Source organism: Micromonospora sp. NPDC018662 (genome assembly GCF_044391475.1).
Classification (GTDB): Bacteria; Actinomycetota; Actinomycetes; order Mycobacteriales; family Micromonosporaceae; genus Micromonospora.
Genome location: NZ_JBISAC010000004.1, coordinates 431,977 through 448,840, shown reverse-complemented (window position 1 = coordinate 448,840; position 16,864 = coordinate 431,977). Strand labels below are relative to the sequence as shown.

Below are 16,864 nucleotides of genomic sequence, written 5' to 3'. Positions count from 1 at the left end.
CTCTGTCGGCGTACCCCTGGCGGGTCAGCGACCGCCGCGGGCCTTGCGGGTGGCGTTGTCGTTCGCCTTCTGGATCGCCTGCACCAGCTCCGGCTTGGTCATCCGGGAGCGGCCCCGCACGTCGAGCTTCTTCGCCACCGCCATGAGGTGGTCCTTGGTGGCGTTGGCGTCCACCCCGCCGGCCGTCGGCGCGCGCCGTGCCGGGCCACCGCCGGCGGCCTGCCGGTCGCTCGGCCCCTTGCGGCCCTTGGCCTCCCAGTGGTCGCCCACCTTCTCGTACTCGTGCTTGACCGCGGCGAAGGCGACGCGGTGCGCGCGCTCCCCCTCGCCGTACGTCTCGACCGCCGAGTCGTGCGTCTTCTCCCAGGTCCGCTGTGCCTTGGCCGGAGAGCGTTTCAACGTGCTGGGCAACACCTCGCGCCCGGGCATCTCGTCCACCTCCGTCTCGATCGGGTGTCAGGTGTCGTTCCCCCCGGCCCGGGGGACAAACCGGCATACGGTTTGTCGATTTCCGCTGTGGGGTACCGCCCGGCCACGCCCCGGTGGCGCACCCGGCGCGTGGAGGAGGCGGTCATGACGGCGACGACACCACCCACGGTCGACGGTCCGGCCCGCGCCCGCCTCCCCCGCCGGATGCGTCAGCTCAACTGGCGCACCTGGCGGGGTGTGCTGCTGCGCAGCGGCCAGGGCTTCGTGAAGGACAACTGCGCCGACTGGGCCGCCGCGCTCACCTACTACGGGGTGCTGGCGCTCTTCCCGTCCACGATCGTGGTGGTGGCCCTGGTCGGCCTGGTCTCCGACGGCCCCCGCACGGTGGACACCGTCATCGACCTGGCCCGGGAGATCGGCGCCGGCTCGGTCGTCGGCAACGACGCGTTCGTCGGCGTGGTGCGCACCGTGGTCGAGCAGCAGGGCCCGGCGAAGGCGCTGCTGAGCTTCGGTCTGCTCGGCGCGCTCTGGTCCGCGTCCGGGTTCATCGGCGCGTTCACCCGGGCCTCCAACGCGATCTACGGGGTCCAGGAGGGCCGGCCGTTCTACCGGCTCCGCCCGCTCCAGATCGGCATGGCGGCGGTGACCATGCTGCTGCTGGCCGTGGTGGCCACCGGGCTGATCGTCAGTGGCCCGGTCACCGACGCGGTGGGCGACCGGCTGGACGCCGGCGGCCTGGCCCGGACCACCTGGTCGGTGACGAAGTGGCCGCTGCTCGCCCTGGTCGCGATGACGTTGCTGTCGCTGCTGTTCTGGATCGCGCCGAACGTGCGGCAGCCGCGCTTCCGCTGGCTCACCCCGGGCGGCGGGCTGGCGCTGGTGGCGTGGGTGCTGGCGTCCTTCGGTTTCGGCCTCTACGTGGCGAACTTCGGCTCGTACGACGTCACCTACGGCAGTCTCGGCGCGGTGATCGCGTTCCTGGTCTGGCTCTATCTGTCGAACTGCGCGCTGATGCTCGGCGTGCAGGTCAACGCGGAGTTGCAGCGGGGCCGGGCGATGCAGGCCGGCGTCGAGGACCCGGCGGAGCCGGTGCTGCCGCCCCGCGCGCCGGCCGACTCCTGAGCACCGCCCGGTTCGGGGCCGGATGACCGGCTCCTCGGTGGCGGCCGGTTTACCGGCGGTCCCCGGGGGCATCCCTGACGGTATGGAACGTGGCAGCAGCAAGCACTCGCCCAGGGTCGACGACCAGATGAGCAGCGAGGTCAGCGGCCTGGTCCAGGGGCCGGGCGCGGGCGGCGCCCGGGTCGACGAGTTCCGCCAGCCCGAGCCGTCCGGCGAGGACCAGCCCGAGGCCACCACGGCGCCGGCCGGCGATCTGCGTACCGGCTCCCCGCAGGGGATGAGCTCGGCGGACGTGGAGGCGCGCAGCCGGCTCGGCCGGTTCATCGGCATGGCGGCGCTGCCCGGGGACCGCGACGCGCTGGTGGCCAACGCCCGGGAGAACGAGGCGCCGGCGGACATCGTCGCCGCCCTGGAGAGCCTGCCGGACGACGCCCGTTACCAGACGATTTCCGAGGTGTGGGCCGCACTCGGGCACCGGAACGAGACGACACGCTGGTGAGCGGATCGGCCCACGGTTCGCGACACGACACCGGCGGAACAGGAGGAACCCCGACATGAGCGGCGTTATGGAACACGTGGATGTGGACGTCCCGATCCGGACCGCGTACGACCAGTGGACCCAGTTCGAGGAGTTCCCCCACTTCATGGAGGGTGTGCAGGAGGTCCGGCAGCTCTCCGACAAGATGACGCACTGGACCGTGGAGATCGCCGGCGTGAAGCGCGAGTTCGACGCCGAGATCACCGAGCAGCTCCCGGACGAGCGGGTGGCCTGGCGCTCCACCGGGGGCACCCAGCAGGCCGGCGTGGTGACGTTCCACCGTCTCGACGAGGGACACACCCGGGTCACGTTGCAGATGGAGTTCGAGCCGCACGGCGTGGTCGAGCAGGCCGGCGACAAGCTGGGCGTGGTGGACCGCCGGGCCAAGGGCGACCTGGAGCGGTTCAAGCAGTTCATCGAGCGGCGCGGTCAGGAGACCGGCGCCTGGCGCGGCTCGGTCGACCGCCCGACCCCCTGAGCGTCACCCCCGCACGAACCTCGATGGCCGCCGGTTCGCCGGCGGCCATCGCCGTGTCCGGCGGACCGTTTGCGATCATCCGGCCCGGGTACCGCAGGGGAATGACCGACAACGACCGCCAGTGGCGCGACGAGGACCGCACTCCCCTGCACGAGTTGGACCAGGCCATCGCCCGGTCGACGCTGGACGGGCAGGCCGACGACGCCACCGGCAACGACGCCGGTGAGGAGGCCGCGTTCGGCCACGGCCCGGAGGCGGTGGACCGGGGCGCCGGCGCGGAGGCGGAGCGCCGGGAGATGACCGACGCGGACCGGGCGTACCGGCCGTCGACCACCGGCCGGACCGGCCCGGACAGCATCTGAGCACCCGGTTCCGGGCACCGTCGAGTGCCCGGAACCGGGAGCGCGCATCGACCGAAACGACAAAAACTGCCGTACGGACGGTCGGGAAAACGGACAGCCCATCCAGAATCGGCCGAACGGCTGGCAGTTCTCCGGGTCCGGCGCGTAAGAATTTCGGAATGGATCAGGGCTCCGCTTTCCTCTCCAATCGTCAGCGCCGCCTCGCCTGGTTGGGCTTCCTGCTCGCCGCCGTCCAGGCTCCCGTTGCGGCGAAGTTCAGCGACGACAGCTCCTGGCTGTTCAGCGTGGTGGTCGCGTTGATGGTCGCGACCGTGATCATCGCCGACGACGGCGCCCGCCGCCGGCGCCCGGCCCAGGCCCGCTCCTCCGACTGATCACCGTTCGGCCGGGCGCGCCTCGTGCCCCGGCCGCCCCCGGCTGCGGCGCCGCTCCTTCATCTCCGCCTCGTAGAGGTGCCGCCGGCCGCCCACCAGTTCGTCCCGGGCTTGCCGGTCCACCTCCCGGAAGAGCGCGTGGTAGCCGTCGTCGAAGTCCTCGACGATCTGGAAGGTCCACCGACCGGCGATCACGTTGCGGCCGAGCAGGTCCCGGTCGATCCGTTCGGCGATGCTCGGGTGGCCGGCGGCGCGGAACCGCTCCACCGCCTCGTCCAGCATCAGGTCGGCGTGGCCGATCAGCTGATGCAGCTCGTAGAGGTGACCACGGGCCCGCTCGACGCACTCCAACGCCTCGCCGAGCTTGCCCAGCGCCTCGACCGTGGCGTCACTCACCCCGTCCGGCCGGCGGTGCGCCCGGTCCGGTCCGTCGACCTGCTGTCCCATCGTGTGCCTCCGCGGACTCGGCTGCGTCGTCTGCGCGGTTCCCTTCTGCCCCGCCGCGGGCGGCTCAATCCCGGGGGCCGAGGCCGACGGGTCACCCGGACGAGCCGGGCATCGTCCGGTCGGCCGAGGCCGCCCCGGTCCGCGCGGGGCTAGCCTCGGTCCCCATGCGCGTGCCGAGAACCCGGGTCGCGACCCCGTCCGCGGCGGTGGCCGCGCGGTCGACCCTCACCACGCTGACCGTCTCCGTCGGCACCGCCGGCCTGGCCGCGGCCCGACAGAACCCCGGTCTGCTCGCCGAGGTCGACCAGCATGCCGCCGGGGTACGCGACAGCCTGCACGGCGACCGTCGCCCGCTGACCGTGGCGGCGCTCGCCGGGTACGCGGAAGGGCTGCGCGCGGCGGCGTCGGAGCACGGCTGGACGCCGCCGACCGGGCCGGTCGACTGGTCGGCGCCGGGCTGGCTGCTCACCCGGCTGCTCGCGGTCTGCCTGCTGGCCCGCGCGCTGGACCCGCGCCACCTGGCCTGAGACACGGCACGGGGCGCCCGCGATCGCCCCGCGGACACCCCGTCACCCGTGCACCGTCAGCCGTTGGGCCGGCGGAACTGCTGCGTCTCGTCGCCCGCCTCGCCGGAGCGGTAGGTGCCCGCCCCGGACATGGACGACTGCGGTGCAGCCGGTGCGGGCTGTCCGCCCCGGTCGGCCATCCGCCGCTCGTAGTCGCCACGGCCGGCCTGCTGCGCCTGCCGCTGCTGCCGGAACGCCCGGGACTCCTCCGCGACCCGATCCAGCCAGCCGTCCCAGCGGTTCTGCATCGGCTTGATCAGACCACCGCCGACACCGACGACCAGGATTCCCGCCACCGTGGCGAGGAACGCGATGAGCACCGGCGTGGTCACCGTGGTCGCGATGCCCACCTGGTTCAGCGCCGCGATGACACCGAGCGCCAGGATGAAGAAGGCCGTCACGTCGGCCAGCACCCGGCCGTACGAGAGCCCGCCGAGCGCGCCCGACACCAACTGCCGGACGGCGTTGGCGATGGCGGCCGCGATCACCACGATGACGATCGCCACGAAGGCCCGCGGCAGCCAGGACACCACCCCACGGATCAGGTCGCTGATCGCGTTGGGTCCCCACACCCCGAAGGCGAACTGCAGGGTGAACAGCAGGACCGCGTAGTAGGCCAGTCTGGCCAGGATGTCGCTGGCGTCGTACTTGGTGCGTTCCAGGGCGCGTTTGATCCCGCCGCGTTCCACGGCGCGGTCGAACCCGACCCGTTCCAGTGCCGCGTCCACGATTTTGAGGACGGCTCGGGCGATGAGCCAACCCACCACGAGGATCACGATGAACGCGATGGCCCTCGGTACGAAGAGCAGCACCGACCTCCAGAAGTCGGTCCAGGCCGCACTGATGTCGACCTGGCCGACCGCGAGGGTTTTCGGCATGATGTCCCTCCTGTCGCGTGAACTGCGCCGCCCGCATACCCGGTGCTCTGGGCAGCACGCCGGGCCGGACCGGGGCAATTTCCCGACATGACCCGCCGAACCGGCCCTGACCTGCCCTAACGTCCACGCCACCGGCGGCCGGCAGCCGTGCTGGACGCATGATCGGAACCCCTCGGCCACGCGCCGGTTAGGCTGCGGTCATGCCAGGCACCGTCGGTCGGATTCCCACGCCGTCCGCCCCCACTCCGGGAGCGGCCGCCCACCCGTGGGCCGGCACGCCGCTGGGCGCACCGGAGCGCTGGGACCCGGCGGTCCGCGCGGTGGCGGACGTGGTGCTGTCCTCACCCGTGCCGATGGCCCTGCTCCTCGGCGACGACCTGGTCCTGCTCTACAACGACGGCTACGCCGAGCTGATCGGTGACCGGCACCCGGGCGCGCTGGGCCGGCCGGCGGCGGAGGTGTTCGCCGAGGTGTGGCGGGAGGCCGGCGCCGGCGAGGCGCTGGCCCGGGTCTACCGGCAGGGCGAACCGTTCCTGGAGCGGGAGGCGGTCCTGCCGGCCGACCGGCAGGGCGCCGGCCCGGCCGAGCCGGCGGTGTTCACCCGCGGCCACTCCCCGGTTCGCGACTCGACCGGCAGCATCGTCGGCGTGCTCACCGTCTCGGCGCAGACCACCCAGCTGACCCGGCAGTTGCAGAGCCTCAGCGACTTCGCCGCGGCGCTCTCCGGCACGCTCACCCTGGACGACGTGGCCCGGGTGACGCTGCGCTACTGCCTGCACTCGTTCGACGCCGACCGGGTCTCCTTCGTGGTCGACGAGGGCAACACCTGGCGGCTGGTCCGCCGGATCCGGGGCGAACTGCTCGACGAGGCCGACGAGCGGCTGCCGCCGCTGTGGCGCCGGACGAGCGCCGACTCGGCGCTGCCGGCGGTGGTCACCGCGCGCAGCGGCGTACCCTCGTTCACCGCCGACGGGCAGCCGCTGCGCGACGTCGCGGCGGACCGGCACGACGAGAAGATCCGGGCGCTCGCCGCGCTGCCGCTGCGCTCGACCGTGATCCGCGGCGCGCTCACCGTGGGCTACCAGACCCCGCGGCCCTGGTCGCCGGCGGAGCGGGCGCTGCTCGCCGCGTCCGCGGAGCTGATCGGCCAGGCCGCCGAGCGGGCCCGCCGCTTCGAGACCCAGCACGGCACCGCCCAGTTGCTGCAACGCAGCATGCTGCCGGAGCAACTGCCCGACCTGCCCCGGTTGCGCATCGCCGCCCGCTACGAGCCGGGCGTCGACGGCAACGCCGCCGGCGGCGACTTCTACGACGCGTTCCTGCTGCCCACCGGCGCGCTCGGCGTGGTGCTGGGCGACGTGGCCGGCCACGACGTGCAGGCCGCCGCCCGGATGGGCCAGGTCCGCGCCGCGCTGCGCGCGCTCGCCCTGTCCGACCCCCGGCCGGACGCGGTGCTCGGCGGCCTGGACCGGCTGGTGGCCAGCCTGGGCGTCGAGGGCGGCACGCACGAGCTGTTCGTCACCGTGGTCTTCGGCGTGGTCGACGTCGACCGGGAACGGGTCACGCTGGCCAGCGCCGGCCATCCCGCGCCGCTGATCCGGCGCGGCCGGACGGACGCCGGCCCGGCCGCGGAGTTCGTCGACGTGCCGCCCGGCCCGCCGCTGGGTCTCGGTGGCCGCCCGCGCACCGTCACCGTGCCGTTCCGCCCCGGCGACACGCTGCTGCTCTACAGCGACGGCGTGGTGGAGCGACGCTGGCAGGACCTGGCGGCCGGGCTGGCCGGGCTGGGCGCGGCGGTGAGTGCCGCGAGCAGCGGCGACCCCCGGGCGCTGTGCGCGGTCGCGACCGCCGCCGTGCCGGGCGCCACCGAGGACGACGTGGCCGTGCTGGCGGTGGAGCACGCGGTCCGGCCCAGCCGGTCGGCCGGCATGGAGGTGCCGGCCGAGCCGACCGCGCCGAGCCGGGTCCGGCACTGGCTGACCGCCCAGCTCACCGAGTGGCAGGTGCCCGAGGCGGTGGTCGGCGCGGCGGTGCTCTGCACCAGCGAGCTGACCACCAACGCGCTGCTGCACGCCGGCACCGCCGCCCGGGTCGAGATCGACCTGAGCGCGGAGCGGCTGCTGGTCTCGGTCGCCGACTCGGGCACCCGAGGGCAGGTCACCCGCGCCCAGACCGACACGCTGAGCAGCCGAGGCCGCGGGCTCGGCCTGATCGAGGAGCTGAGCGACGCGTGGGGCACCGACCCGACCGTACGCGGCTCGACGGTCTGGTTCGAGATCCTCATTCCGGCCGGGTGAACCGCGCGTCGGCCGCGTCCCGCCCGGGTAGGAGGCAGCCCATGACCGACGACAAGCGCCACGGCGTCCTCTTCGACGTCGACGGGACCCTGATCGACTCCACGTACCTGCACACGGTGAGCTGGTGGGAGGCGCTGCGCCAGGGTGACCACCGGGTGCCGATGGCGCGGATCCACCGGGCCATCGGCATGGGTTCGGACAAGCTCCTCGACCACCTGCTCGGCGCGGAACGGGACACCGACGCCGACGGGCGCCTACGCGACGCGCACGACGCGCTCTACGCGGAGTACTGGGCGCGGTTGGCGCCGCTGCCCCGGGCCCGGGAGCTGCTGCGCGCCTGCGCGGACCGGGGCCTGCGGGTGGTGCTCGCCACCTCGGCGGCCGAGCACGAGGTGACCGCGCTGCGGGCCGCGTTGGACGCCGACGACGTGATCGACACGGTCACCTCCTCCGCCGACGCGCAGGAGAGCAAGCCCGCCCCGGACATCCTGGCCGCCGCGCTGGAGCAGTCGGGGCTGGCCGCCGAGCGGGTGGTGTTCGTCGGCGACTCGATCTGGGACGTGGCCGCCGCCGGCAAGCTGGACATCCCCTGCATCGGTCTGACCTGCGGCGGCACCGGCCGGGCGGAGCTGGCGGGCGCCGGCGCGGTAGCGGTGTACGAGGACCCGGCCGAGTTGCTCGACGCGCTGCCGGAGAGCGCTATCGGTTCCCTGGGCTGAGCCGCCGGTCAACCTCGGCTGCGTCGAAAGGCTTAACCGGGCCCGCTTCGGGGCACTGCTGACCACCTCCGCCCGGCCGCCGGGTGGCCGAAGGGTGGGGTCGTGGAACCGGTCGATGTCGCGTTCGCTCTGCTGGGCGTCGGTGCGCTGCTGGCGGGCATCCTGCCCCGGGTACTGGAGAAGCGACCGCTGTCCATGCCGATCGCGTTCCTCGGGCTCGGCATGCTGGTCTTCGCGCTCCCGACCGGGTTGCCCACACCGGATCCGCTGCGCTCGCCGGAACTGACCACCCACCTCACCGAGGTGGGCGTGATCGTCGCCCTGATGGGCGCCGGCCTGAAGATCGACAGGCCGTTGAGCTGGGCCCGCTGGTCGTCGACCTGGCGGCTGCTGGCCATCGCCATGCCGCTGTGCATCGCCGCGGTGGCGCTGCTCGGCTGGTGGTGGGCCGGCCTGGTGCCGGCGGCGGCGCTGCTGCTCGGGGCGGCACTCGCCCCGACCGACCCGGTGCTCGCCTCCGACGTGCAGGTGGGTGAGCCGACCGACGTGGAGGACTCGGAGGACGAGGTGCGCTTCGCGCTCACCTCGGAGGCCGGGCTGAACGACGGCCTGGCCTTCCCGTTCGTCTACGCCGCCATCGCGATCGCCAGCACCAGCCTCGCCCCGTCGGCCTGGTTGGCCGAGTGGGTGGCCGTGGACGTGGTCTACAAGCTCGCCGCCGGCGTGGGCGGCGGCCTGCTGGTCGGCTGGCTGCTCGGCAAGCTGTTCTTCCGCGCCCCGAGCACGCTGCGGCTGGCCAAGCACTCCGAGGGCTTCCTGGCGCTGGCCGCCACGTTCCTCGCGTACGGGCTGGTCGAGGTGATCGGCGGGTACGGCTTCCTGGCGGTCTTCGTGGCCGCCCGGGCGATCCGGGCCGCCGAGCGCACCTCCGAGTTCCACGCCGTGCTGCACGACTTCGCCGAGCAGGTGGAACGACTGCTCACCGTGCTGTTGCTGCTGCTGTTCGGCGGCGCGGTGATCGGTGGGCTGCTCGCGCCGCTCACCTGGCCGGCGGCGCTGGTCGGGCTGGCCCTGGTGCTGGTGATCCGGCCGCTGGTCGGCTGGTTGTCGCTGCGCGGCGCACCGGGTCGCGCCGCGGAACACTGGGTGATCTCGGCGTTCGGCATCCGCGGCGTCGGGTCGTTCTACTACCTGGCGTACGCCACCAGCAAGACGGACTTCCCGCAGGCGGAGCTGCTCTGGGCCACCGTCGGCCTGGTGGTGGTGGTCTCGGTGGTGGCCCACGGGATCGCCGCGACGCCGATCATGCAGTTGCTGGACCGCGAGGGCGACCGGACCCGGGACAGCTCCGAGTCGGGTGCGGGCAGGGAGCCCGTGCCGGCCGGCTGAGCGATCCCCCGGCGGGCGACGCGTCAGTCCCCACGCAGCCGGGCGGCCAGTGCGCGGCCCAGATCGTGGCCGGATCGCCAGGCGCTCTGCACGCGCGGACGGCCGAACGCGTCGCCGGCCAGGCCGATCCCGTCGTCGTCCAGGTGGAACGTGCCTCCCGACCCGGCCGGCGCCGGCCGGGCGTACGTCCAGCGGTGCACGTGGGTCGACAGGGCCGGCTCGGGCAGCCCGAGCAGGTCCCGGACGGCCTGTTCGATCTCCGGCCGGGCGGCGGTCGGTTGGAGCAGGTGCCCGGCGGCGAACTGCGGGGTGGTGTGTGCGACCAGCACCGGGGCGGCGTCGCCGCGCCGGTCGCCGTCGTCGCAGACCAGGCTCAGCACGGGATGGTCGTTGACGAACGCGCCCCGGAAGTCGGGCCAGCGGCGGGACGGGAAGTGCAGCACCGCCGTCAGCGTGGACGACCAGCGTTGCGTCGCCACCGCGCGGGTGGCCGCGTCCAGCGCCGGGTCGAGCAGCAGGGCGGCCTGCGGGCCCGGCATGGCGAGCGCCACCGCCTCGGCGGCCCGGCCGTCCACCCGGGGCCCCGGCTCGATCGTCATGACCAGCCGGTCGTGCGTCACCGGCAGGTCGGCGGCCAGGTGTTCGACGAGCGAGCGCAGCCCGCGCGGCGCGGCCCAGCGCATCGGGCCGGTCACCTGTTCTCGCCCGCGCGGCCCGTACGCGACAAGCGTGTTCGTCCACTCCCGGGCCAGCCCGGCGGCCTGCCAGCCGGCCACCACGGCGGCGAAGTCGGGGTCGTCGACGGTGAAGTAGGCGGCGCCCAGGTCGGCGGGGCGACCGTCGAAGCGCTTGCTGGCCATTCGACCACCGGTCACCCGGGCGCGTTCCCGCACCTCGACCGGGATCCCGGCCCGAGCCAGCTCGGTCGCGCACGCCACTCCGGCGATGCCCGCGCCGACCACCACCACACCCGCCCGGTCCGCTGTCATCGGTTGATCGTAGGTGCCGGCCGGCATGAACCCGCCGGCACGGGGGTACTGGCACATCTGTTCGAGGAGAGGTGATCATCATGGCCGACCACACCGGCGACAGCACCAGGGTGAACCCGGACGCCGCGGTCAAGGACCCGGACGACTGGGTGACCGGCGACGAGCCGCCGACCGCGGCCCAGCAGTCCTACCTGCACACGCTGGCCCAGGAGGCGGGCGAGACGGTGCCGGAGGGGCTGACCAAGGCCGAGGCGTCCCGGCGGATCGACGAGCTCCAGGCGGAGACCGGCCGGGGGCGCTGACCCTACCGCGGGGGCAGGCGGTGCAGCTCGACCCGGTCGAGCCGCCCCGCCGCCACCCGCGCGGTCAGGTAGGTCGCGTACGGCTGGGCCCGCCGGTCGGTGGGTGAGCCGGGGTTGAGCAGCCGCAGCCCGCCCGGCGCGACCGTGTCCCACGGGATGTGCGAGTGCCCGAAGACCAGCAGGTCGCAGTCGCCGTACGCGGCGGCACACCGCTCTTCGCGCCGGGCCTTCGGGCCGGTCTCGTGCACCATCGCGACCGTGAGCCCGGCCAGCTCGACGCGGGCCACCTCGGGCAGCCGGGCGCGCAACGCCGGCCCGTCGTTGTTGCCGTACACGCCGACCAGCCGGCGGGACCGCGCCTCGAGCGCGTCCAGCAGCGCCTCGTCCACCCAGTCCCCCGCGTGCAGCACCACGTCGGCGGCCTCCACCGCCGCCCAGAGCCGCGCCGGCAGGTCCCGCGCCCGCTTCGGCACGTGCGTGTCCGCCATGATCACCAGGTCCACCCCTCGATCCTCCCATCGCGCCACGCCCCCACCTCGTCGATCATGAGGTTGGCGGCGAAGTGGATCTCCCTGGGGACGGTCAACCTCATGATCGACGGGGTGGGCCTAGGGTGAGGGAGTGGGCGGGGTGGGCGGGCTGTTGCGGGAGTGGCGGGGGCGGCGCGGATTCAGCCAGCTCTTCCTGGCCCACGCGGCGGAGATCTCGCCGCGGCACCTGAGCTTCGTCGAGACCGGCCGGGCCGCGCCCAGCCGGGAGATGGTGCTCCGGCTCGCCGAGCACCTGGACGTGCCGCTGCGCGACCGCAACCAGTTGCTGCTCGCCGCCGGTTACGCCCCGGTCTATCCGCAGGCCGCGCTCGACGCCCCCGAGCTGCGCCGGGTCCGGGAGGCGGTGCGGCTGGTGCTGCGCGCGCACGAACCCTGGCCCGCGGTGGCCGTGGACCGGCGGTGGCGGCTGGTCGACGGCAACGCGGCGGTGCCGGTGCTGACCGCCGGCGTGGCGCCGCACCTGCTCCGTCCGCCGGTGAACGCGTTGCGGCTCACGCTGCACCCGGACGGGCTGGCGCCCCGGGTCCGCAACCTCGGGCAGTGGCGGGCGCACCTGCTGGTCCGGCTGCGCCGGCAGGCCGCGCTCACCGCCGACCCGGAGCTGGCCGCGCTGCACGAGGAGCTGCGCGGCTACCCGGGCGGGGCCGGCCCGGAGCCGGCCGAGCCGGGGCCGGGTGACGTGGTGGTGCCGCTGCGGCTGCGGCACGGCGACGGCGAGCTGCGGCTGCTGAGCACGGTGTCGACGTTCGGCACCCCACTCGACGTGACCGTGTCGGAGCTGTCCATCGAGACGTTCCTGCCCGGCGACGAGGCCACCGCCGACGCGTTGCGCGCCGCCGCCCGGTGAGCCGGGTCAGGCGCCCTGCCCCTGGTTCTGCATCAGGCCACCGTCCATGAAGTACGTCGACCCGGTCACGTAGTCGGCGTCGTCGCTGGCCAGGAAGACCGCCAGCTTCGCGATCTCGGCCGGCTCGGCGGCCCGCTTCCACGGAATGCTCTGCACCTGCTCGTGCCGGTACTTCGGATCGTCGATCGCCTCCTGGTTGAACGGGGTGAGCACCATGCCGGGCCCGATGTTGTTGACGTTCATCCGCATCGGGGCGACCTCCAGCGCGAGGCTCTTGGCCAGCTCCAGCATGCCGCCCTTGCTGGCGTCGTAGTCCGCGCCGCCGGCCCGGGCCACCTCCTGGTGGATCGAGGTGATGTTGATGATCTTGCCGCCGCCACCGGAGTCCCGGCGGTGCCGGACGAACCGCCGGCAGCAGAAGAACATGCCGTAGAGGTTGGTCCGGATGCACCGGTCCCAGGTCTCGGTGTCCAGGTCGGCGACCGGGATGCCGGAGGCGTCCACGCCGGCGTCGTTCATCAGCACGTCCAGCCGGTCGAACTCGGCCAGCGCCTCGTCGAACATCGCGTCGACCTGGTGCTCGACGCTGATGTCGCCCTGCACCACCACGGCCCGCCCGCCGGCGGACTCGATCTCCGCCCGGGTGTGGTTGGCCCCGGCGTGGTCGTGCAGGTAGTGCACCACCACGTCGGCGCCCTCCCGGCCGAACTCGATGGCGGTGGCCTGGCCGATGCCCGAGTCCGAGCCGGTGATCAAGGCGGTCTTCCCCGCCAGCCGTCCGGTCATCCGCGTGCTCCCTCCGTGCGGGCCGCGCCGGTCGGCACGGCCGGTCGGTCGTGCGCGAACCGCTCGGCGGCCTCGGTGATCCGACCGGCGGCGTTGATCAGCCCGATGTGCGAGAACGCCTGCGGAAAGTTGCCCAGCTGCTCGCCGGTGACCTGGTCGATCTGTTCGGCGTACAGGCCGAGGTCGTTCGTGCGCGCGGCGAGCTGCTCGAACAACCGCCGGGCCCGGTCCAGCTCGCCCGCCTCGGCCAGGCAACTGGCCAGCCAGAACGAGCAGATCACGAAGCCCGCCGGGTCGCCGTCCCAGCGACGCAGCAGCCCGTTGTGGGACAGCCGCCGCTCGACCACGTCCATCGTGGCGCGCATCCGCTCATCGTCCGCCGGCAGGAACCCGACCAGCGGCATGACCAGCACCGAGGCGTCCAGGTCGTCGGAGTCGAACGCCCCGGTGTACGCGCCGACCCGCTCGTTCCAGCCCCGGCTGAGCACCGCCGCCCGGACCTCGTCCCGGGCGGCCGCCCAGCGGGCCACGTCGGCCGGGCCGCCGAGCCGCGGCCCGAACCGGACCGCCCGGTCCAGCGCGGTCCAGCACTGCACCTTGGACGAGACGTAGTGCCGCTCGGCGTCGCGCGCCTCCCACATCCCGGCGTCCGGCCGGTGCCAGTCGCGTACCGCCTGGTCGGCGAGCGTGCACAGCAGGTGGCGTACGTCGGGCGACATCGGGTCGAGGTAGTGCCGCATCAGCCACGCCGCGTCGAGCACCTCGCCCAGCACGTCGTTCTGCCGCTGCCGCCAGGCGTCGTTGCCGACCAGCACCGGCCGGCTGCCGGCGTACCCGGCGAGGTGGTCGAGATCGTGCTCGGTCAGGTCCCGCTCCCCCTCGACGCCGTACATGATCGGCGCGGGGGCGTCGCCGAGTCGGCCCATCGCGCGGGCCACCCAGGTGAACTGCCGGTCCGCCTCGTCCGGGCAGGCGGCCCGCCAGAGCGCCTGGAGCGTCAGGCTGAAGTCGCGGAGCCAGACGAAGCGGTAGTCGTAGTTGCGGTCGCCGCCGAGCTGTTCCGGCAGCGCGGTGGTGGCCGCCGCGACGACCGCGCCGCTCGGGCCGTACGTCATCCCCTGCACCACCAGCGCGCTGCGCCGGACCAGGTCGCGGTACTCCCCCCGGTAGTCGTGCAGGTCCGCCCACGACCGCCAGCCGGCGGCCGTTCCGGCCACCACCTCGGCGGCGTCGGGCAGCGTCGGCGTCCCGCCGGCGTACGTCGGGGCGTACCCGAGGGTGAAGTGGTGGGCGCTGCCGGCGCGGGCGGTGAACCGCCCGACGGCGGTCCCGTCGGCGAACCTCAGGTCAACGTCGGTGCGCAGCTCCAGCCGGCACGCGCCGGCGGTGGCCACGATCACCCCGTCGCGCTCGGTGAGGTAGGCGCCGACCCGCCCGTACTCGAACCGCGGCGCGTAGTCCAGCCGCATCGGCACCTCGCCGCCGAGGCCCTCGACCACCCGGGCGAGCACCCGCGGCGACCGGAGGCCGACGTCGTGGCCGCGCGCGCCGGGCTCCAGCGCCAGGGCGTCGGTGACGGCCACCGTCCCGGTCGGCGTGGTGAAGACGGTACGCAGCACCAGCGCGTCGTCCAGGTAGGACCGGGTGCTGGTGAACTCGCCCTCCGGGCGGATGGCCCAGTGCCCGGCGTCGTCGTCGAGCAGCCGGCCGAAGACCGACGGCCCGTCGAACCGGGCCGGACACCACCAGTTGACCGCGCCGGCGGTGTCCACCAGGGCGGCACTGTGCCCGTCGGCGAGGAAGCCGTGCTCACTGATCCGTCCGGTCCGCACGGTGCTGCCTACCCGGCCTCGCCGTCACCATGCGTCGCCGGGATCGGTGCCGGCCGCCGCGTTACCGCTCGCCGGCGGCGGGAACGCGGCGAGTTGACGAAGGAGGATGCTCATGACCAGACCCTCGACTCCGACCGCGGCCTGGCAACCCGGAATGCCGGGCAGCGACAACCTCCCGTCCGGCCCGGGCGGTCGTCCGACGCCGCCGAGCGGGGACGGGCACGGGCCGCAGGCCGGCCCGCCGACCGTCACGATCGGCTCGTACCCGGACTATCCGTCCGCGCAGCGGGTGGTGGACTTTTTGGCCGACAACCGGTTCCCGGTGGAACGAACGTCGATCGTCGGCACCAACCTGACGCTGGTGGAGACCGTGATGGGGCGACTCACCACGGGCCGGGCGGCCCTGCTGGGCGCCGGCACCGGCGCCTGGTTCGGCCTGTTCATCGGGTTGCTCTTCGGCATCTTCACCGCCGGCAACTGGCTGGCGGTGATCCTGGTCGGGCTGGTGATCGGCGCGATCTGGGGCGCCGTGTTCGGCGCTGTCGCGCACGCCATGAGCGGCGGGCAGCGCGACTTCACCTCGGCCAGCTCGTTGCGGGCCAGCCAGTACGCGGTCACCGTGGACGCGGAGCTGGCGGAGCAGGCCCGGCAGGTGCTCGGCCGGATGCACCTGACGCCCACCGGCGCCACCGCCCGCTGAGGCGGCCGGCGTCCACGCGCGGGAGGGCCCCGATCGGGGCCCTCCCGTCCGGCGTCAGTCGTGCCAGGCCCGCTCCCCGGCGCGCAGCGGCACGTCCACCCGGTTCTCCGGCGGGGCGAGCGGGCAGGCCCACCTGTCGTCGTAGGCGCAACTCGGGTTGTAGAGGTAGTTGGCGTCCAACCGGACCCGGCCGCCGGGCAGCACCGTCAGGCCGCGCCCGAACGTGCCCTTCACCGTGTCGGTGAGGTAGCGCCCGCCGCCGTACGACCCGTCGCCGCAGCTCGCGTCGCGCACCGGCACGAACAGCCCACCGCCGTACGCGTCGATCCACCAGAGGGTGAGCGTCCCCCAGGGCGTCTCGGCGACCGCCACCCGGCGGTAGTCGACCACCCCGTCCGGGCCGCCGGTGTCGATGCTCAGCCCGCCGGAGGCCGGCCGCAGCGGGGCCTCGACCACGGCCGCCGGGTCGGGCGGATACCAGCGCAGCCCGGTGAAGCCGGCCCGGTCGGCGGGCGGCACCGGGCTGCTCGGGTGGCTGCGGAACAGTTCGTCCCGGGCGGCCCGGAAGCCGCCCAGGTCTAGGTCGGACAGGTAGAGCCCGGCCACCCGCTCCCGCCAGTCGAGCACGTCGAGATCCTCCATCCTTCGACCCTAGCCGGCCGATCGCTTCAAAATTCGACTGTTTTCCCCCACGCGCCTTGAACTGTGCCGACGGCCACGACAGACGCACTTGTTTAAATTTTAAATAGTGCTACTGTTGCGGCCATGACGGAGAGCCTGGACGCGGAGCGGACGGCCTGCTGGCGGGCCTACATCGAGTCGAGCCAGCGACTGTTCACGCAGTTGGAGGACGACCTGCGCGCCGACAGCGAGCTGAGCTTCGCCGACTACCACGTGCTGGTGCTGCTCTCCGAGGCGCCCGGGCAGCGACTGCGCATGGGCGAGCTGGCCGACCAGCTGGTGTTCTCCCCGAGCCGGCTGACCTACCAGGTCACCTCGATGCAGAAGCGCGGCCTGGTGGCCAAGGAGTCCTGCCCGGCCGACCGGCGCGGCAGCGAGGCCGTGCTCACCGCGGCCGGCCTGCTGGCCCTGCGCGAGGCCGCACCGCACCACCTGCGCTCCGTACGCGCCCACCTGATCGACGACCTCGACGACGCCGAGGTCGCCTGCCTCACCCGGGTCTTCGAGCGGCTCGGCCGGCGCCTGCGCGCCGACCGTCTCGCGTCGTCCACCCCGGCCGACAAGTAAAGGAGCCCGT

The 16,864-nt window shown here is 73.9% G+C and carries 21 protein-coding genes; 13 read left to right on the top strand and 8 right to left on the bottom strand.

Features of this window, described 5'->3' with window-relative positions:
• Window positions 1–24: 24 nt before the first annotated feature.
• Window positions 25–429 (bottom strand): ChaB family protein, encoded by a 405-nt coding sequence (locus tag ACH495_RS15580; RefSeq protein WP_396858399.1) that lies wholly within the window; start codon window positions 427–429, stop codon window positions 25–27.
• Window positions 430–573: 144 nt separating this feature from the next.
• Between ACH495_RS15580 and ACH495_RS15575 the strand changes: the two genes are divergently transcribed.
• From ACH495_RS15575 to ACH495_RS15555, 5 genes are all read left to right on the top strand, one after another.
• Window positions 574–1,551 carry a YihY/virulence factor BrkB family protein gene (locus tag ACH495_RS15575; protein ID WP_396858398.1) on the top strand — a complete coding sequence of 326 codons (978 nt, stop codon included), beginning with the start codon at window positions 574–576 and terminating at the stop codon, window positions 1,549–1,551.
• A gap of 82 nt (window positions 1,552–1,633) precedes the next feature.
• Window positions 1,634–2,050 carry a DUF2795 domain-containing protein gene (locus ACH495_RS15570; protein ID WP_396858397.1) on the top strand — a complete coding sequence of 139 codons (417 nt, stop codon included), beginning with the start codon at window positions 1,634–1,636 and terminating at the stop codon, window positions 2,048–2,050.
• A gap of 55 nt (window positions 2,051–2,105) precedes the next feature.
• On the top strand, window positions 2,106–2,567 hold the full coding sequence (locus tag ACH495_RS15565) for an SRPBCC family protein (RefSeq protein WP_396858396.1): 462 nt from the start codon (window positions 2,106–2,108) through the stop codon (window positions 2,565–2,567).
• Window positions 2,568–2,668: 101 nt separating this feature from the next.
• Entirely contained in the window at window positions 2,669–2,929 is a 261-nt protein-coding gene (locus tag ACH495_RS15560) for a hypothetical protein (RefSeq protein WP_107160680.1), read from the top strand.
• A gap of 158 nt (window positions 2,930–3,087) precedes the next feature.
• Window positions 3,088–3,303, top strand: a complete 216-nt coding sequence (locus ACH495_RS15555) for a hypothetical protein (RefSeq protein ID WP_281939511.1) — start codon at window positions 3,088–3,090, stop codon at window positions 3,301–3,303.
• Here ACH495_RS15555 and ACH495_RS15550 read toward each other — a convergent pair whose 3' ends face one another.
• On the bottom strand, window positions 3,304–3,750 hold the full coding sequence (locus ACH495_RS15550) for a hypothetical protein (RefSeq protein WP_396858395.1): 447 nt from the start codon (window positions 3,748–3,750) through the stop codon (window positions 3,304–3,306).
• 164 nt (window positions 3,751–3,914) lie between these two features.
• On the opposite strand from ACH495_RS15550, the gene ACH495_RS15545 reads away from it, so the two are divergent.
• A complete protein-coding gene (locus ACH495_RS15545) occupies window positions 3,915–4,277 on the top strand; it encodes a DUF6401 family natural product biosynthesis protein (RefSeq protein WP_396858394.1) in 363 nt (120 codons plus the stop codon).
• A 56-nt stretch (window positions 4,278–4,333) separates the two neighbouring features.
• Here the strand turns inward: ACH495_RS15545 and ACH495_RS15540 are convergent, their stop codons facing one another.
• A complete protein-coding gene (locus ACH495_RS15540) occupies window positions 4,334–5,194 on the bottom strand; it encodes a hypothetical protein (RefSeq protein WP_396858393.1) in 861 nt (286 codons plus the stop codon).
• A 200-nt stretch (window positions 5,195–5,394) separates the two neighbouring features.
• On the opposite strand from ACH495_RS15540, the gene ACH495_RS15535 reads away from it, so the two are divergent.
• From ACH495_RS15535 to ACH495_RS15525, 3 genes are all read left to right on the top strand, one after another.
• Window positions 5,395–7,491 (top strand): SpoIIE family protein phosphatase, encoded by a 2,097-nt coding sequence (locus ACH495_RS15535; protein WP_396858392.1) that lies wholly within the window; start codon window positions 5,395–5,397, stop codon window positions 7,489–7,491.
• A 41-nt stretch (window positions 7,492–7,532) separates the two neighbouring features.
• Window positions 7,533–8,210, top strand: coding sequence for an HAD family hydrolase (locus ACH495_RS15530; protein ID WP_396858391.1), 678 nt, complete (start codon window positions 7,533–7,535; stop codon window positions 8,208–8,210).
• Between the two features lie 102 nt (window positions 8,211–8,312).
• The gene (locus ACH495_RS15525; protein ID WP_396858390.1) at window positions 8,313–9,599 is read left to right on the top strand and encodes a cation:proton antiporter; all 1,287 of its coding nucleotides are present in this window, start codon (window positions 8,313–8,315) and stop codon (window positions 9,597–9,599) included.
• 23 nt (window positions 9,600–9,622) lie between these two features.
• Here ACH495_RS15525 and ACH495_RS15520 read toward each other — a convergent pair whose 3' ends face one another.
• A complete protein-coding gene (locus ACH495_RS15520) occupies window positions 9,623–10,588 on the bottom strand; it encodes an NAD(P)/FAD-dependent oxidoreductase (protein ID WP_396858389.1) in 966 nt (321 codons plus the stop codon).
• Between the two features lie 80 nt (window positions 10,589–10,668).
• Between ACH495_RS15520 and ACH495_RS15515 the strand changes: the two genes are divergently transcribed.
• Complete coding sequence (locus tag ACH495_RS15515) at window positions 10,669–10,890, top strand: DUF3072 domain-containing protein (protein WP_396858388.1); 222 nt, start codon at window positions 10,669–10,671, stop codon at window positions 10,888–10,890.
• A gap of 2 nt (window positions 10,891–10,892) precedes the next feature.
• Here ACH495_RS15515 and ACH495_RS15510 read toward each other — a convergent pair whose 3' ends face one another.
• Window positions 10,893–11,393, bottom strand: a complete 501-nt coding sequence (locus tag ACH495_RS15510; RefSeq protein ID WP_396858387.1) for a metallophosphoesterase family protein — start codon at window positions 11,391–11,393, stop codon at window positions 10,893–10,895.
• 118 nt (window positions 11,394–11,511) lie between these two features.
• On the opposite strand from ACH495_RS15510, the gene ACH495_RS15505 reads away from it, so the two are divergent.
• Window positions 11,512–12,288, top strand: a complete 777-nt coding sequence (locus tag ACH495_RS15505) for a helix-turn-helix domain-containing protein (protein WP_396858386.1) — start codon at window positions 11,512–11,514, stop codon at window positions 12,286–12,288.
• Window positions 12,289–12,294: 6 nt separating this feature from the next.
• On the opposite strand, the gene ACH495_RS15500 is transcribed toward ACH495_RS15505, so the two are convergent.
• Entirely contained in the window at window positions 12,295–13,074 is a 780-nt protein-coding gene (locus ACH495_RS15500) for a glucose 1-dehydrogenase (RefSeq protein WP_396858385.1), read from the bottom strand.
• Window positions 13,071–14,906 (bottom strand): glycoside hydrolase family 15 protein, encoded by a 1,836-nt coding sequence (locus ACH495_RS15495; protein WP_396858384.1) that lies wholly within the window; start codon window positions 14,904–14,906, stop codon window positions 13,071–13,073. The genes ACH495_RS15500 and ACH495_RS15495 overlap by 4 nt, the downstream gene beginning before the upstream one ends.
• A 112-nt stretch (window positions 14,907–15,018) precedes the next feature.
• Between ACH495_RS15495 and ACH495_RS15490 the strand changes: the two genes are divergently transcribed.
• Window positions 15,019–15,606, top strand: a complete 588-nt coding sequence (locus tag ACH495_RS15490) for a general stress protein (protein WP_396858383.1) — start codon at window positions 15,019–15,021, stop codon at window positions 15,604–15,606.
• Between the two features lie 54 nt (window positions 15,607–15,660).
• Here ACH495_RS15490 and ACH495_RS15485 read toward each other — a convergent pair whose 3' ends face one another.
• The gene (locus tag ACH495_RS15485) at window positions 15,661–16,248 is read right to left on the bottom strand and encodes a DUF1684 domain-containing protein (protein WP_396858382.1); all 588 of its coding nucleotides are present in this window, start codon (window positions 16,246–16,248) and stop codon (window positions 15,661–15,663) included.
• Between the two features lie 123 nt (window positions 16,249–16,371).
• Between ACH495_RS15485 and ACH495_RS15480 the strand changes: the two genes are divergently transcribed.
• Window positions 16,372–16,854, top strand: a complete 483-nt coding sequence (locus ACH495_RS15480) for a MarR family winged helix-turn-helix transcriptional regulator (protein WP_396858381.1) — start codon at window positions 16,372–16,374, stop codon at window positions 16,852–16,854.
• Window positions 16,855–16,864 lie beyond the last annotated feature (10 nt).